We start from the raw sequence: 16,463 nt of genomic DNA, 5'->3' as shown, positions 1-16,463 counted from the left end.
TGTATGAATTGAGTTCGAACTCAAAAATTTAAAAAGGTGGGAAAATTAGTGAATATGAAAAAATCTTTATCGGTGACAACTTTAGGGTTAGCGGTTTTAGGTTTTGGTTTTACTAATAACGCAAGTGCTTCAGAGGTCGATACTGTAGACAAGCAGCCCGTTTTAGTTGACTTTGATACAATTCAATCAACAAAAACATCTAGTGTTCCTAGTTTGACTATTGCAGCTGCACCTAAGAATGACTCTAACATTAGCGTATATACTCCCTTTTTTGGTAACCCATATGCAGTTGCTAAATCGAAATCAACTACGACCGAAGACTATGTTTATGCAAAAGCAAGAACTTTCAATGGCGATGGCTCATTAGTGAATACGAAAAGTAATAGTGCAAAAAAATCATCCTTTGTAAGTGCTACAGCGACCAACACAAGCATTTATTATGGAGATGATTACGCTATCGGTAATCATACCTATAAATTAAGTGGTTATAATGATGTGAATCACGAAACAAAAGCTTTCTGGTAAGAAAGAGAAAAAAGATATGCATCTTGCATATCTTTTTTCTCTAATATTTTACATATATTGAGGTGCTATTTATGAAACAAATATATATTATTAGCGGTGTTTTACTTATTTCATTACTTACAATTTATATTTTGTTCAATACTTCATTCATACAACCTCATCCACCTTCCATAGAAAATAAACGAGAGCAACAAACCAATACTATTTCTTACGGATTGAAGGATAATCAAGGCCAACATATTAACAATGGTAGTACAATTACTAGTGAGGATAATAAAATTAATGTAACATTATCATTCGTACATACTATTAATGAAAACCGAAAATATGGATTAATTGTTCTAGAAGATTACGAACAAAAACCTTTTAAAATAGAAGATACTACTACTGAAATATCACACTATTTTTTTGATATGAAACCAAACAGTTCAATGACTACGAAAATCTCTTTACACACTTCTCCTAATGCAAGTGAATTAACCTTTTTAATAATTAAAAAACCTGAATACAAATTAAAAGATAATAACTTAAATAAAGCAGCTATTTTAGAAGATATTCTAAGTATGCGATATTCAATGCATCCTCTTCAGAAAGAAAACGAAAAAATAAAACTCTCCCTTATAGATCCAGATGCTATTCTAAAAGATGGTCTTTACGAACCATTATTTGTTACGAACCGTGAAGAGAACTTACAAACTGTCTTCTTTGAAAAGGAAGGCAAGCAATTAATTTTATCAAACGGTAATGAAACAAATGATGAAATGACTTACGCAATCGTGGCTTTTAAAGATTGGAAACAAGTTGAAATATTTAACAATAGAAAAGTCGTTTATACTAAGGTTGCACCTGAAACGAGGCAAATCTTTAATTTCACATTGCCTTCAGTGGATCAGGAAAGTAATTTGCAACTCGTCGCTTTTCCATTTCCTTATAAAGTTAGCGAAGAAGATTATATCAGTCAACAAACATTCAGTTCCTTTCGCATCGTAATTGAAAATGAAAATAAATAAGTTATACTATGCACATTACAACAACCTAAAAAAGGCCTACTCACACGAGTAGGCTTTTGAAACTATGAAAGTTTCGTCAATAACTGATTTAAATCTTTTTTCGTTTTCATCGTTAATGATTTCATTTTATTAATATCGATTTTTTCTTTCTCCGCTCCTACAATTAACGGATACATACTTTGACCGATTGTTTTAGAATCCGTCGGATGTGATGCTTCTAGCTCTTTTTCAATCACATCCCACTTTTCATTAATTTGTTTGCCAAGCTTATTCACTGTTTCCAATTTTGGATTAGCAGCTAACTGCTTGTCCAAGCTATCAATTAATGCTACAACTTCTTTAACATTCGTTTTCACAGCAACACTTTTCTTCGGATCTTTCGTTGTCTTTCCGTTATTGTTTGTGCTTGTACTTGTGCTTTGATCTGTTATTTTCCCGCTAGTCGTTTGATCATTCGTTTTTCCTGTCGTCTCTTTTTCTTTTGTTTTTACATTTTCGTTTTGAGTTGACGTTTTGCCGTTACTTTCTGTCCCTGATGATTCTTTCGTATTTTTTGCATCCTTATCTGTTTTTTCATTTGAAGAAGTATTTGTTTCTTTTTCAGTATCTTTCGTTGTTTTTGACGCTTCATCTGCACTTGTCGTTTTTGCTTCTCCATCATTTTGCGCAGTTACTTGCTCTTTCTTTTCCGTTTCTTTATCTGCTGAAGGACTACAAGCTGCCATAGTAAGCATTGTACCAATTGTTATCGATGCGATAGCGACCTTTTTCATTTTCATATAAATCCCCCTATGTTTTACATAATTTATCCTCCCCTTTACGATTCGATTCCCCCTTAAAAAATCCCTTTTCATACGAATTATCATCTTTCCGACAGTAATCTTCATAATAATACGTACAAAAACTGATAAACTCATTTTAATATTCGAGTTTCTTCTACTTCATTTTTCTACTCGCAAGTAAAAGAAAAAGAGTATATTGTCACATTAAGAATTACTATCTTCATATGACGATATACTCTTCTATCAAATTTTTATCTTTCTTGACATTTTATTTATACAAAAAAATAAAATTTTCTTTCGTTTTTTGTTTCTCAACATTTGTTAACATAATATTTTTATGAATAACCACCATTCGAGTGAATGACTTGCCCAGTAACCCATTTCGCTTCTTCACTTACTAAAAAAGAAATTAAGCGCGCAGCATCCACCGGCTCTCCTACTTTACCTTGCGGGAACTTCCATACTAAATGATGCTTCAGCTCCTCTGTAATCCATCCTGTATTCGTCGGTCCTGGATCAACGGCATTAACAGTAATCCCCTTCTCCATCGCTACTGGTGCTACTGACTTTGTAAATGCTTCAATTGCCCCTTTCGTTGCTGCATATGCTAGTTCATCTGGCATTGGCCCTACTGACTGTCCTGAAGTAAGATTAATAATACTCCCGCCCGTTTTAAGTGAATAATGTTTTATAAACAATGAACTTAATAGCATAGTAGCCCGAACATTAACTGTATAATGTTTATCCAATTGCTCTACATCTAATTCCTCAATCCTCGTATGAGTAGAATATACTGCATTATTAACTAGAATAGATGGATCACCTAACCGTTCTGATACCATATAAAACAAACGATTTGGCGAATAAGACTGCGATAAATTGATTTCTGCCATTTCACATCGAACATCGTAACTTTCAATTTCCTTTTTCAGCAAAAAGGGTTCTTGATCACTCATTCCCCATGGCATCGCTTTATCATACTTTGGCCAGTACGTGAAAAAAATGTCTATCCCCTTTTGAGCAAGCACCTTGCATACAGCTGCACCAATTCCATTCAGACGAGTTGCCCCTGTTACAATTGCTATTTTCTTCACCTTTTTCTCCTCCATCTATACACAGATCCCCTGCATGAATACAGAGGATCTATCTTCTTATTGAATATTTGACAGTATACGTTCAGCACCTAATTTTAACATTTTAATAAAGATATAATTTACAATCGTAAACATTACAAATAAAACGATAAACATAACCCACAGTCCGACATGAAGGAAGAAGTATAATACACTTACTCCCCCCACAATAATTAAAGCTATTAAAATATTAGCTAAAAAATTCCATAAAGTTGTATATCGACTTTTAAATAATTTCTGCTCTGTATCCCAATGAATATCTGCAGTTTGCGCGTCCCAGCGTGTTCCGATTAAATTAATTAATAACAACCCGTTCGCACTTAGTAAAAACCACAGTATCATAAAGACTGGAGAAATCCCAGCTACAACTGCCATCGTAATACCGAATACTGCTAAAATGATCACATTAATTAACCAAGCAGTGATTGCTTTCGCAAAAAAGATATCCGAAGCCTTTACTGGTAAATAACGATTCACAAACCAAGAGCTTCCATCTCGCGAAAATGACGTTGTTGCAATGACGTTACTACCCATTAAAAATAACGATGCACAAAGGCCAACACCAATTGCAAATCCTGTTGTCTTTGGATTGTTAATATACTCTGTAATAAACTTTAAGTTTCCATCTTGCACAAATAAAATAAAGAACAACATAATTGGCATAACGAAAGTTTGTACAATGCAATTTAAGAAAAATTGTGGTGTACGGAATAACGTTTTAAATTCTTTTTTCACATACGCTTTTAAATGCGAACTTTGTACTGTTGATTTCTGTAAACCTTCCGCCGAAATAACTTGTTTCTTTGCTGTACTCGTTGAAAGTCCAATAACCCCTTTTAAATATGTACGCTCTGCTATGTAATAAAACAACACAAAGAAGACAAATGAAATAACTGCAAAGATTATTACATATAAAGGTCCCTTCCAATTTGCATTTTCTACTAATGCTACTGCTCCAAAATATGTAGTTGGAAAATAGTTTGTCATTTGTACTAAAAGAGAAGACTGGTTGTTTGCAAGGTAATCCGCAATTGCATCTTCAGAAAACGAACTTTTATTTTTCCACTGCAAAAATACGTTAATTCCTACAATAAATAGTATACTTACGATTCCAATAAATATATTTCCTCGGTCTTTATTTTTCGCTATATTTGTATACCTCATAATAACTGTCATCAGTAACGAAGCTAGTACTAACGGCACAATTGGGAAGAGTAAGTAAATGAAAATCATATATATGTAATATGTAATAAATGCTCCACTTTTTAAACCGTACGTAATAAAGATCGGTAATAAAATAAATGAACTCATTACGTATTGTGTAATTAATACTGTTAAAAATTTGGCTGAAATAATTTGCGCTGGTTTTAATGGTAATGGTAATAACATTTCAATGTCATTGCTGTAGTAAAATACAGTTAAAATGTTCGTAATACTCATTAAAAATACCCATATACTCGCAATCGCAAGTCCCATTGCGATAATCATTCCTGGATCTTGCCCTAAATGTATCATTCCCTCATACATTGCATGCGTAATAGAACCAAACAGTAAAAAGCCGACAAATAAAATAGCTGCAAATGAAAATACATACGCCCATCGCTTCTTCTTATCTGTTATAAAATCTGCATAATTTAATTTCAATAATACTTTCGTTAACGTCCAAATTTTACTCATTGCCCGTCATCTCCAAGAACATTTTTTCAAGTGATTCATTGGATTTAAAATGATCTCTCATTTCATCTAAATTCCCTTTGAACTGAAGGTTTCCCTTATTAATAATCGCGACGCGGTCACATAATTTTTCTGCCACTTCTAATACGTGTGTAGAGAAGAATACAATCTTTCCTTTATCCGCATGTTCTCTCATCATTTCTTTTAAAATATATGCAGATTTCGGATCAAGCCCAGTTAACGGTTCATCTAAAATCCATACATCTGGCTCATGTACGAGCACACCAATAATAACGATTTTTTGTCTCATACCGTGCGAATAACTTTGAATTTGATCAGATAAAGCATTATAAAGATCAAACTTCTTCGCTAAAGACTCTATTCGTTCTTGTCGTACTTCTTTCGGCACTTCATACATATCGGCCATAAAGTTTAAATATTCAATTCCTTTTAATCGTAAAAACATATCTGGACTATCTGGTACATAACCAAACGTCTTCTTCGCTTCCATCGGCTCTTCCATAATATTTTTTCCGTTAATCGTAATAGTCCCTTTGTCCACCCCGTGAATACCAGTAATCATCTTAATTGTCGTTGATTTACCCGCACCATTCGGTCCTAAAAATCCAAAGATTTCGCCGCTAGGTACAGATAAACTTAAGTCTTTTACTGCATAGGTAGACCCATTATAACTTTTTGACACATTCGTAATTTCAATCATTCCATCCAATCCTTTCCTTAATTACCAAATAACTATATTGATATTATAGCATACTTCTATTTTAAGATTTTTACATTTTTCAGTTTATTTAACCTTTAAAATAAATATACACCCCTAATCCAACAACTAAAACGACAGCTAGTATAATATAAATCATTGTTAAGCGTTTAATATTCCCCTTTGTCGCTTTGCTATAATTTGCATCACCATTCCGCCCAATTAACACCGTCGCAATGACAGTAATCACTACAAGTAATACAACGATCATGATCCAAGTTAGCATTTCTTCCTCCCCCTCCTTACAACCATCTTACAATATTATCCTCTTTATTTCGCAGCATATTTCCTCTTTTTACTATTATTATGAAGCAAACTGGAAAACTATTATTACCATTCCTATCCAATTGTGATATATTTGTAACATAACGTGACTTATTTCTAACAACGTAAGGAGGACCTATCATGAAAACAACTTGGATAAAATATTTAGGATTTCTCGGTTTCTTCGGTTTCCTCGGATTTTTTTATGAAAAAGGATTGTTTACTATGTTCTGTTTCTTCTCCTTTTTCACATCGTATAGAACAGTTCAACACGATGAACTGTTTGAACAAATTGTCAATAAATCGTGCCGCAATGCATTTATCGTTACGTTACTAACTACCGCAATCATTATGTTTATTGAAATGTTATTTCCAAACCCGGCGCTACAAGAAATTGATATCGCTCTTATTTTCGGCACACTCATTCTTACATTCGGTTTTTCTATGTTCTTTTATGATAAACCTGTTGATGAAATGGAAGATGCACCATGGCGTTCGTAACGAAGATAAAAGAATACCGCGCCAAATTGAACATGACACAAGAAGATTTAGCAAAGAGCGTTAGTGTGCGACGTGAAACAATTAGTCATCTCGAAAAAGGTAAATACAATCCTTCCTTACAACTTGCTCACGATATAGCGAAGGCACTACATAGTACGATTGATGAGATTTTTATTTTTGAGGATAAATAAAAAATACCGTCATTCTTTCCAAGAAGAATGACGGTATTTCTCATTGATTATCCATATAAAACCGCATGAAATACGCCTAATAGTAAGTATTGATCCTGCATGTAATCTTCATCATATACATTCATCTCAATGTAATACATATCTTCCTCAAGACGAATATTCCAATCTGCAATTACATAGCCCTTTCGTAATAACTTTCCCATTCCAAATGAAGTTTTATGAACAACATATTCTTCTGCCTTATATGTAAAGGTAAATAAGAAATTTGCATCCAATAACTTTCCGTCACATACAAGTATTTCATGCTCTGCATCATGATTATCTTTGTACGTTACTAAAATCCTTCTTTGGCGCTGCCTACTTACATCCTTTGCAATGACGCGAATATTGTCCTTACTATCCTTTATTTCATAAATAATATTACTACCAATTTTCGGAATAAAATCCAGCACTCTCATCAGCGTATTTTTATAATAGCCCCTTACTACACCTACTTGCTCACTTCCATTATAAACCTCTATCGGTGTCGTATCTGCTTTGCTATCACACGGTCGTTTGTAAGAGAGCTGCATCATTTGCTCTCCTCTTAAGTACTGATCAAACGTCACAGGATATTCTATCATGCGCAGTTCTTTATTTAACTCATACAAATAGCGTTGAACACTCTCTATTAATGTTGTAGTAGCTATACGCTCTTGAAGTTCAAATTCTTGCCAGCTGGAAAAAACATTCCATTGATTATGATCCTCTTCATAGAAGAAACCAAGAATTACCTCTTCACGGTCAGCCGTTTCATATTTCATAGGCACGTTCTGCCCATGTTGCACTTGTTCCATCCACTGTCCTAAATAAATGCCCAGCTCTGCAACCTTCATACATGATTTTTGAAAAAATACGCTGTCACTCGCGCAAATCGTTACATCTCCTTCGATAAAGCCCTTTGAATAAGCATCATACCGTGGCTCATCCTTCTGCGGGAGATTCTTGTCTAACTCAAATAAAAACGTTAACATTCTTTATTCACCTCTAGTTGTTACACTAATCATACATGACATCGCATCACGCTAGGAAACTATTTATATACGTATATTTAATTCACGCATTATAACACGTGAATGACCTTGTATAGTAGCTCTATTTTTTTGTTCTATATCTTAGTATATAAATTTATATGAGCGATTTTTCAAATATATCTATCGCAACTTACAATATATCAACGATTTTTCAAATATATCTATCACAACTTACAATATATCAACGATTTTTTCAATATATCTATCACAACTTACAATATATCAACGATTTTTTCAATATATCGATTTTTCGACAAATATCAGCACAATTAAAATGAAGCTACCTTTTCTTCCGCCACTTCTACAATTTCTAAAATTTGTAGAAGACTCTCCATTTCATAAGTCGGATTAACACTCGTCTTATTCTCTTTCAAACTCGGATTATACCAACACGTATCAATGCCGTAATCTTCTCCGCCTTTCATATCAGAAGTTAACGAATCTCCAACCATGAGTACGCTTGATTTATCTGTAATCCCAAACTTTTCAAACGCATAATCAAAAATCTCACGTGCTGGTTTTTGATGACCAACTTCTTCAGAAATAATAATGTGATCAAAGAAATTACATAAAGGCGAATTTCCGATTCTTGATTGTTGCACCTTCGTATATCCATTCGTAATAATACCTAACTTGCAATCTTGTAGATTTTCACATAATTGTACTGCGCCTTCTATAAGATGTACTTCCTTCCCTAAATTTTCAAGGTATACATCACTAAATTGCTGCGCATCTACGTCTATATTATGCATTGCAAATAATTGTCTAAATCGCTCTACGGCTAATTCACTTAGCGTAATCATTTTATTTTCTAAATCTCTCCATAATCCATTACTAATCTCTTTATAGCTTGCAAGATAATCATTATACCCTGTAGGCATATCAAACTGTACAAACGCATTATGTAATGCGTGTCTTTCCGTTTCAGGGAAATCTAATAATGTATCATCTACGTCGAATAATATAACTTTGTATTTCATGATGTTCTCCTCAATTCCTATTTTAAAAGCTTCGTTCTCATTGTTTAAAATTTATTTAATTCTTTTAACTAAAGCACACTTTAATTCAATTTTTATATAACTAAAACTACACCTCTGCGTTTAATAACTTATAATCATTATTAAAATAGGCATGTATCATGTGTCCACCAAATAAATCTCCATCATGATATTCACAGTATATATCATTTTCTCTAATTTCAATTTCATAGAGCGTAATTGCTTTTGCAAATTTTTCTTTCGTTATATCATATTCTCCTGCATCTACAGCATCCCAATTTAAATGTTCATCATTCTCATCATACTCAGGCCAAAAATCATTTTTGTAATTTATCAATTTTTCTGCTATGGCTACTTTAGCCTTTTTATCAAATTCTTCTATACATAAAAAAAGCTTCTCTGCCCTTTTAATCATCTCATTAACATCTACATATTCATTTCTAATATCCAATTGCCAATGTATTTCCCCATTTTTTTGCTGATATGCTTTACATGTCTCATTAAAGGTAAACAATCCTATTAATTCACTTTTTATTGATTTCCCCATCTCCTAATTTCCTTTCTATTATGATAACCCTCCATCAAATACATAGACATTTTCTTGCTTTTTCCCTATAGTTCATTATAGAAATCATTATAAATCACACGACTTTACCGTCACTTAACATAATAACACGATAGTAATATAAGTTTATATATTTCATTATGAGGCGCTTAACCTGCTCTTTATTGAATACACCATTATCTTCTATTTTCAACTACGCTATAAGTAAAAGGAGGCTAATCCGCTCAGCCTCCTTTTACTTATTAATCTTCTAGTAATAACTCTTTCATTTCCTCTAACGACTCTTTCGTAAAGCCAAGAGCCCTTTCAGCGTATGCTTCAACTGATTCGTATTGCTTTTGAATTTCACCAATCGCAGCTTGCAAGTATTCAGCACGTGCTTCAAACATCGCACCTAATATCTCTCTACTCTCATCGTTTTGTAGTTTTGCACCTAAAAAGGCCATCATTTTCTCGTTTAACTTTTCACGGAAACCGTTACTTAGTAAATAATCTTCCATTACTGTTTTCTCTGGTACACCTAGTAAAAGTAATAATAATGCTGATCCAAATCCAGTACGGTCTTTCCCAGCTGTACAATGGTTTACTAACGGTAAGTTTTCCGGGTTTTGCGCTAAGTTTAAGAAGCTTACGAACGCCTCGTTACCACTTACGAAATCTTGATTCATTTTCACAAGATACTCACCTGGTTTTCCTAACATAGAAAGGTCACCAACTTGGAAAAACTCATTTATATTTAAGTCTTTCGCTAAGTCTTGCATAACTGGTAAGCACACTTGACGAGCACCTGTAATCTCAGGATTTGGCTTATGCTTTACCTCAAAGTCTGTACGATAGTCACAAATTAACTTTAAACCAGACTTTTGTAAATAGTCGATATCCCACTCTGTTAGTCCTGCTAATTCTTCAGAACGGTATAATTTGCCCCATTTCACTTTACGTCCATCTCTCGTTTCATATCCACCCATATCACGGAAGTTAAACGCACCTTGTAATGGCAATCTACGCTCAGCTACTGTCACTGCTTGTCCATTACTTCCTACTAGTCTAAAATATGGACGTTCATTTTCACTCGGGTTTTCAATTGTATATGATAATCCTCCATTTACAGTTGCAAGTAGTTCTCCATTTTCTTCAATATGATCTGGTGAAGTACTCCAATAAATACGAACTTCTTCTATATTATTTGCCCACTTTATTTGTAACGTATTATCTTCAATTCTTTCTACAGTTGCTTGTAGCCAATTTCTTTGCTGCTCCATTCTTTCACCAACGCTTTCTCTTATAATCGAATCTCACTCTATTGTATTATACAAATATCTACTTTGTCGTTCTCATTTTTCTTTTTATCTTACAAACAGGCAAAAAGTTCTTTTACTTGTTCAAAATTTGTACATGGATTACCGCGAAATACGTATGCGATTTGTTCATTACCTAAATCTTCGTATACAACTGTTCCGCGATTAGGGTGCGAATAAAACTCTAACCCGTTTATAATTTGTTTTGGGCCATAGTTCATTGTCCATGAAGAAATAGGATAATACGCTTTGTTTTTATGTCTACAAACCCAAAGTGCATATAGTTTATTAACTTCGTCCCAGTATACATACTGCGTTTCGTCATTTCCGAAACCGACCGATTCAAGTTTCCAATTTAGTTTTTCATGAATTAACAAATTTACATAGGATACGTCATCTGGAGCATTCCACTCTCTACATCTTCCTATCTCACCCATTTCACTTCTCTTCGCTTGAAAGCTTAATAAGTGAAATGATGTATGTAATATCGTTTTCCCAAGCTCCATATTTACTGGTTGTAATTCAAATAGAAATCGTTCCATTTCGTCTTGGTTTACATATCCATGATCAACAGAAATTTCAACTTGTGTTTTCCATATAGATGTAACGTAACTTTCTTTTCCTTTATAATTTACACCTTTCCAATACACAAGCCCTTTATATTGAAAACAATCTCCTTTTGCTTGAGAAATACAGCTATCCGGAAATACTGGTTCCATTATATCGAGAAAAAATTCCTTTACTCGAAACATCCCAGTTGGAGTAACAACCTGAAACCAAAAAGTTCCCCACTTTTCACCTTCATAACGTTCTGAAACTTTTTCAACATTCCAGCCTTCTAACAATACATTTGGATACAATAACACGAATGAATGCATGGATTGCTTTAACATATATAGTCCCCTCCCGCTATACGAGTTCGAGAGTATACATCATTCATCCTCCTAAAACTTTCTCACATATCTCTCAGTTGAACTAAGCAGCTGACATCCGTTCTTTTCAAAAACATCCTTCATCCACTCATTTTGCATATTTGTCTCACCAATATAATAAGATGCACCTATTTCCTTTAAGACAAACATCGCACCTGCAAATAATGCGGCTTCATATCCCTTATTACGCACATTTGGAGTAACTGCGAAGTACATAAGTTTTCCTTCTTCTAACGTACCTCTTTCAATATGCGGGATTACAATTCCTATCGGCTTTTCATCGACACTCGCTGTTAAGCAATGTTCTTTCCATTGCTCACCAATTTCTTCTAGCATCATATGCACAAATTGATCATGAGCGACTGGTTCTCCCGTTGCTTCATTCCACAGTGAATAAAAAGCCTCTTCTCCAACTTCTTCAATAAGCTTAAAATCAATTTCACTTTCTACATCTTCTACTTCGTATATATCTTTAAATACAATCATGTTTTCCGTAACATATTCAAATGAATACGTTTCAAAACATTTTTTATACACATCATAATTTGGACTTTTTGAAGAGATTTCAAAATGTAGTTTTTCTAATCCATCTTTTTTAGCTTCAGCAACGTAATATTGCACCATCTCTTCTAATTGCTCTTCTGTAAAAACCTCTGCATTATTTTCTTTTATCATAATAGAAGAAGCACTTCTTCTTATTTTAAAATGTTTTTCTAACTGTTCTATCGTCGTCATATTCTTCCCTCATCTATATCATACTCGAATTTCTAATCGTTCTCCTTGCATGAGCAGGATTGTCCTTGAATATATAGAATACTAGAAAAGATCGCATCTTTAAAGTGCGGAGGAGGTTCTCCATTGGATATTACAGCATTGCAACAACAGTTAGAGCTTATACAACAAAATGACTACACGCAACTGCAACATATAGACGTAAATGAGTTAACTTTGAACATGCTTCAGTATATCGGAACGACTGATAGCTACGTTCGTTACCAACTTATATATAAATGTTTTGCGCATTTCATTCATCATGAATTCCTTATGGACGATCAGCTGAAATTACTTCTGCAAACTTGTTTAAGTGATGAGTATTTATATTGTGACATTTACTCCCCACATACAGATGGGGTTTTCACACGTTCTTACACTGTTTCGTTAATTGCGTTAATACTCCAATTCGCTAATTCGCACTACTTTTGTACAGAGGAGGATATCGAAGAAATAAAAAATAAACTCATTACATACACAAACTTAGAAACGGATTTTCGGGGCTATATTGAAAATAAAGGATGGGCTCATTGTCTTGCTCATGTATCTGATGCCTTTACTGAAATTGTTCATAATACGTATACAACTTTTGAATGGTACGAAGAATTAATTCATTGTTTATTAAATAAAATCTTTATTCCATCTGACCTTTTTCATAATAACGAAGATGAACGCATTGTTACTCCATTACTAGCAATGCTGTATCATGATTTTCCTCAGAACGATTTAATTTCTATTATTCATAAAAAAATAAAAAGGCTTCCTCAAATTAGAAAACGCCTTTCGCTTAATGAGTATTGTATTTTATGTGCCAATATTAAAACCTTTTTACGCACATTATTTTTCAGAACGAAAGATGACCATAACTTAGCCTTTACAGCACGTAAAACAGAAAGAATGTTAAAAGAACTTCCTAACTATTATTAAATACAAGGAGCAATGACATGGGTTATATTGAAGATATGAGAAATCTAGTAGGAAATCATCCACTTATTCTAATAGGATCACACGCCATTATATTAAATGAAAAAGATGAAGTATTGCTGCAGCTCCGTACAGATTTTAACCGCTGGGGCATTATTGGCGGTGCCTTAGAATATAACGAAACGTTAGAAGATGCTTTAAAACGAGAAGTGTTTGAAGAAACTGGACTTATTATTAAAAATCCAGAACTATTCCGTACATACTCAGGACCAGATTTCTTTCAAATCTATCCAAATGGCGATCAAGTACACGGTGTACTCGTTGTTTATATTTGCCGAGAATTTTATGGTGAACTTGTATGCGATCAAAGTGAATCAAAAGAACTACGCTTCTTTTCACTTGATGAATTACCTAATAATCTTCCTCCTGTTATCGAGAAGATTATTACAGATTATCTAAAAAAATAAGGGAACGCTTAACGTTCCCTCTCAAATCCAATCCGTTTTTTAATTTCTGCTAAATTTATCTTCGCAATAGCGCGTGCCTTCTCAGCACCGTTTTCTAATGCTTCATATAATAAATCCGGCTCATTCATATACATTGCGTACTTTTCACGAGGTCCAGCTAACTCACGATCTACAACGCGAAACAACTCTTTTTTCACATCGCCCAATCCGATTCCAGTCTCATATTTTTCACGTAATGACTGTACTTCGTCTTCTGTCGCAAATTCTTTATAAATTGTAAATAAGGTTTCTAGTTCTTTCGGTTCATTTGGAAGTGAAGAGTCTGTTTTGATTTTAAATATTAACTTTCGAAGTTTTTCTTGCTCTGCAAATAATGGGATTACATTTCCGTAACTTTTACTCATCTTCCTTCCATCAAGACCAGGTAAAATAGCTCCTTCTTCTTGCACTACATACTCCGGTAGTGTAAATGTCGTGCCAAATGTATGATTAAAATACGTCGCAATATCACGCGCAATTTCAATATGTTGAATTTGGTCTTTTCCAACTGGTACATGAGTAGCTTGAAATAATAATATGTCAGCTGCCATTAAAATCGGGTACGTGTATAACCCCATATTCACTCCCGCATCGACCTCTAACCCTGCTTCTTTATTTTGCTCCACCTTCGCTTTATACGCATGAGCACGGTTCATAAGACCTTTCGGAGTTAGGCAAGCTAAAATCCAAGCTAATTCTAGAATTTCCGGTACTTCTGTTTGCCGATAAAAAACAACATCTTCCCCAAGTCCAAGCGATAACCAAGTAGCTGCTACCTCTTTCGTATAACTGCTGAACTTTTCTGAATCATGCACAGCATTTAATGCATGATAATCAGCTATAAAGTACAATGCTCTTCCTTCATTATTCTTTGACATTTGTAATGCAGGTTTAATCGCACCAATATAATTCCCTAAATGCGGATAACCTGTCGGCTTAATTCCTGTTAACATTATTTTTTCACTCACACTAACTCCTCCTTTCTCAAAATAAAAAGAGCCCCTCATCCTTAAAAAAGGACGAGAGACTCCCGCGGTACCACCTTAATTAGCTATCATTAGCTCACTTCATACTTCAATAACGTGAAGTAACCGTCTTTACCTACTCATTTCAGTTAGAAGCTCCAGAGCCCATTCCATATTCATCCCTTACTGATTTCCACCACACATCAGCTCTCTAAAAAGTTTCGAATATGTACTCTTCTCTTTCATTGCTTTTTCGTTATTTTTTACAGTTTATCACATTTCACTTCCAAACAAACCCTAATTTTCTATTTTATATAGCAGGAATTTCCACTTCAATTGTCTAATGTTATATAGGTTTGTTGAAATATTCGAAACAACTTTGGAGGTTTTTTCATGGTAAAATATATATCAATTTTAGGTTCAACAGGATCCATCGGCACATCTGCATTAGATGTCGTTTCAGCTCATCCTGAACATTTTAAAATCGTCGGTTTAACCGCAAATTATAATATCGATCTTCTTGAGCAACAAATCAAAACGTTTCAACCTCGTATTGTAAGCGTTGCGACAAAAGACTTAGCAGACAAGCTTCGTACGCGTATTTCAGCAAATACAAAAATCACACACGGGACTGATGGCTTAATTGCAGTAGCTACTCACCCTGATTCAAATCTTGTATTAAGCTCTGTTGTAGGTGTTTCAGGATTACTTCCAACAATTGAAGCATTAAAAGCGAAGAAAGATATCGCTATTGCTAATAAAGAAACTTTGGTTGCAGCTGGACATATCGTAACTGAACTAGCGAAACAAAACGGATGTCGCTTAATTCCAGTAGATAGTGAGCATTCAGCTATTTTCCAATGTTTAAACGGAGAAAATAATAAAGAGATTGAGAAGTTAATTGTAACAGCTTCCGGTGGTGCTTTCCGTGATAAAACACGTGATGAAATGCAAACATTACAAGCAAAAGATGCTTTAAAGCACCCAAACTGGTTAATGGGCGCAAAACTAACGATTGATTCTGCCACATTAATGAATAAAGGGTTCGAAGTAATGGAAGCGAGATGGCTATTTGATATTCCATATAAAAAAATTAATGTAATGATTCATAAAGAAAGTATCATTCATTCTTTAGTAGAATTTATTGATGGATCAGTTATGGCGCAGCTCGGTGCTCCTGATATGAGAATGCCGATTCAATATGCGTTTCACTATCCTACTCGGCTGCCTTCTTCCTATGAAAAATTAAATTTATTAGAAATCGGTAGTTTACATTTTGAAAAACCAGATTTAGAGAAGTTCCCTTGTCTACAATACGCATATGAATGTGGCAAAATCGGTGGTACTACTCCCGCTGTATTAAATGCAGCAAATGAAATTGCGAATGCGCTATTCTTAAAAAATGAAATTGCCTTTTTCGATATTGAAAAAACAATTTACAAAACAGTTGAAGCTCATCATAACGTAAAAGATCCTTCACTAGATGCTATATTAGAAGCAGATCAATGGGCACGCCAATATGCAAATGAATTGTTAATAAAAAAGCGCTAAAACAGTTCCCACTGTTTTAGCG

Annotated in this window: 19 protein-coding genes and 1 other annotated feature; of the genes, 7 read left to right on the top strand and 12 right to left on the bottom strand. The window is 34.1% G+C overall.

Annotated elements, in window-relative coordinates; genetic code table 11:
- The first annotated feature begins 48 nt into the window (after window positions 1-48).
- Together DN401_RS05475 and DN401_RS05470 are read left to right on the top strand one after the other, a co-directional pair.
- Window positions 49-525, top strand: a complete 477-nt coding sequence (locus DN401_RS05475) for a hypothetical protein (RefSeq protein ID WP_001056353.1) — start codon at window positions 49-51, stop codon at window positions 523-525.
- 71 nt (window positions 526-596) lie between these two features.
- Complete coding sequence (locus DN401_RS05470; RefSeq protein WP_000810160.1) at window positions 597-1,535, top strand: hypothetical protein; 939 nt, start codon at window positions 597-599, stop codon at window positions 1,533-1,535.
- 62 nt (window positions 1,536-1,597) lie between these two features.
- Here the strand turns inward: DN401_RS05470 and DN401_RS05465 are convergent, their stop codons facing one another.
- The 5 genes from DN401_RS05465 to DN401_RS05445 form a co-directional block, all read right to left on the bottom strand.
- Window positions 1,598-2,314 carry a hypothetical protein gene (locus DN401_RS05465; RefSeq protein WP_000782541.1) on the bottom strand — a complete coding sequence of 239 codons (717 nt, stop codon included), beginning with the start codon at window positions 2,312-2,314 and terminating at the stop codon, window positions 1,598-1,600.
- A 338-nt stretch (window positions 2,315-2,652) separates the two neighbouring features.
- Window positions 2,653-3,411 (bottom strand): SDR family oxidoreductase, encoded by a 759-nt coding sequence (locus DN401_RS05460; RefSeq protein ID WP_000716965.1) that lies wholly within the window; start codon window positions 3,409-3,411, stop codon window positions 2,653-2,655.
- Between the two features lie 57 nt (window positions 3,412-3,468).
- On the bottom strand, window positions 3,469-5,127 hold the full coding sequence (locus DN401_RS05455; RefSeq protein ID WP_000036885.1) for a putative ABC transporter permease subunit: 1,659 nt from the start codon (window positions 5,125-5,127) through the stop codon (window positions 3,469-3,471).
- Complete coding sequence (locus tag DN401_RS05450) at window positions 5,120-5,845, bottom strand: ABC transporter ATP-binding protein (RefSeq protein WP_000570206.1); 726 nt, start codon at window positions 5,843-5,845, stop codon at window positions 5,120-5,122. The genes DN401_RS05455 and DN401_RS05450 overlap by 8 nt, the downstream gene beginning before the upstream one ends.
- Window positions 5,846-5,933: 88 nt before the next feature.
- On the bottom strand, window positions 5,934-6,128 hold the full coding sequence (locus DN401_RS05445) for a hypothetical protein (protein WP_000958863.1): 195 nt from the start codon (window positions 6,126-6,128) through the stop codon (window positions 5,934-5,936).
- A gap of 179 nt (window positions 6,129-6,307) precedes the next feature.
- Between DN401_RS05445 and DN401_RS05440 the strand changes: the two genes are divergently transcribed.
- Together DN401_RS05440 and DN401_RS05435 are read left to right on the top strand one after the other, a co-directional pair.
- Window positions 6,308-6,667: a DUF3796 domain-containing protein gene (locus DN401_RS05440; protein WP_000859213.1), complete on the top strand. Its 360-nt coding sequence runs from the start codon at window positions 6,308-6,310 to the stop codon at window positions 6,665-6,667.
- Window positions 6,655-6,858 carry a helix-turn-helix transcriptional regulator gene (locus DN401_RS05435; protein ID WP_000896308.1) on the top strand — a complete coding sequence of 68 codons (204 nt, stop codon included), beginning with the start codon at window positions 6,655-6,657 and terminating at the stop codon, window positions 6,856-6,858. The genes DN401_RS05440 and DN401_RS05435 overlap by 13 nt, the downstream gene beginning before the upstream one ends.
- A gap of 47 nt (window positions 6,859-6,905) precedes the next feature.
- Here the strand turns inward: DN401_RS05435 and DN401_RS05430 are convergent, their stop codons facing one another.
- The 6 genes from DN401_RS05430 to DN401_RS05400 all read right to left on the bottom strand — a co-directional run bounded on the left by DN401_RS05430 (window position 6,906) and on the right by DN401_RS05400 (window position 12,459).
- Window positions 6,906-7,871: a tubby C-terminal domain-like protein gene (locus DN401_RS05430; protein WP_000955099.1), complete on the bottom strand. Its 966-nt coding sequence runs from the start codon at window positions 7,869-7,871 to the stop codon at window positions 6,906-6,908.
- Window positions 7,872-8,200: 329 nt separating this feature from the next.
- On the bottom strand, window positions 8,201-8,911 hold the full coding sequence (locus DN401_RS05420; RefSeq protein ID WP_000875911.1) for a YjjG family noncanonical pyrimidine nucleotidase: 711 nt from the start codon (window positions 8,909-8,911) through the stop codon (window positions 8,201-8,203).
- 106 nt (window positions 8,912-9,017) lie between these two features.
- Entirely contained in the window at window positions 9,018-9,476 is a 459-nt protein-coding gene (locus DN401_RS05415) for a DUF2262 domain-containing protein (RefSeq protein ID WP_000520299.1), read from the bottom strand.
- 260 nt (window positions 9,477-9,736) lie between these two features.
- The gene (locus DN401_RS05410) at window positions 9,737-10,756 is read right to left on the bottom strand and encodes a tyrosine-protein phosphatase (RefSeq protein ID WP_000437797.1); all 1,020 of its coding nucleotides are present in this window, start codon (window positions 10,754-10,756) and stop codon (window positions 9,737-9,739) included.
- Window positions 10,757-10,845: 89 nt separating this feature from the next.
- Window positions 10,846-11,685: a hypothetical protein gene (locus DN401_RS05405; protein ID WP_002198007.1), complete on the bottom strand. Its 840-nt coding sequence runs from the start codon at window positions 11,683-11,685 to the stop codon at window positions 10,846-10,848.
- A gap of 51 nt (window positions 11,686-11,736) precedes the next feature.
- Window positions 11,737-12,459, bottom strand: coding sequence for a GNAT family N-acetyltransferase (locus DN401_RS05400; RefSeq protein WP_000207419.1), 723 nt, complete (start codon window positions 12,457-12,459; stop codon window positions 11,737-11,739).
- Between the two features lie 123 nt (window positions 12,460-12,582).
- Here DN401_RS05400 and DN401_RS05395 point away from each other — a divergent pair, with 123 nt between their 5' ends.
- Together DN401_RS05395 and DN401_RS05390 are read left to right on the top strand one after the other, a co-directional pair.
- The gene (locus tag DN401_RS05395; RefSeq protein WP_000355451.1) at window positions 12,583-13,422 is read left to right on the top strand and encodes a DUF2785 domain-containing protein; all 840 of its coding nucleotides are present in this window, start codon (window positions 12,583-12,585) and stop codon (window positions 13,420-13,422) included.
- Between the two features lie 17 nt (window positions 13,423-13,439).
- Entirely contained in the window at window positions 13,440-13,886 is a 447-nt protein-coding gene (locus DN401_RS05390; protein ID WP_000540459.1) for an NUDIX hydrolase, read from the top strand.
- A gap of 8 nt (window positions 13,887-13,894) precedes the next feature.
- Here DN401_RS05390 and DN401_RS05385 read toward each other — a convergent pair whose 3' ends face one another.
- Complete coding sequence (locus DN401_RS05385; protein ID WP_149287622.1) at window positions 13,895-14,893, bottom strand: tryptophan--tRNA ligase; 999 nt, start codon at window positions 14,891-14,893, stop codon at window positions 13,895-13,897.
- Window positions 14,894-14,937: 44 nt separating this feature from the next.
- Window positions 14,938-15,145 (bottom strand) — a binding site (T-box leader).
- Between the two features lie 138 nt (window positions 15,146-15,283).
- Here DN401_RS05385 and DN401_RS05380 point away from each other — a divergent pair.
- On the top strand, window positions 15,284-16,441 hold the full coding sequence (locus DN401_RS05380; RefSeq protein ID WP_000241787.1) for a 1-deoxy-D-xylulose-5-phosphate reductoisomerase: 1,158 nt from the start codon (window positions 15,284-15,286) through the stop codon (window positions 16,439-16,441).
- The last annotated feature ends 22 nt before the right edge of the window (window positions 16,442-16,463 follow it).

Source organism: Bacillus sp. BF2-3 (genome assembly GCF_008368795.1).
Taxonomy (GTDB): Bacteria; Bacillota; Bacilli; order Bacillales; family Bacillaceae_G; genus Bacillus_A; species Bacillus_A cereus.
Note: the sequence above shows the minus strand (reverse complement) of the source record. Positions and strands in the feature narration are given on the sequence as shown.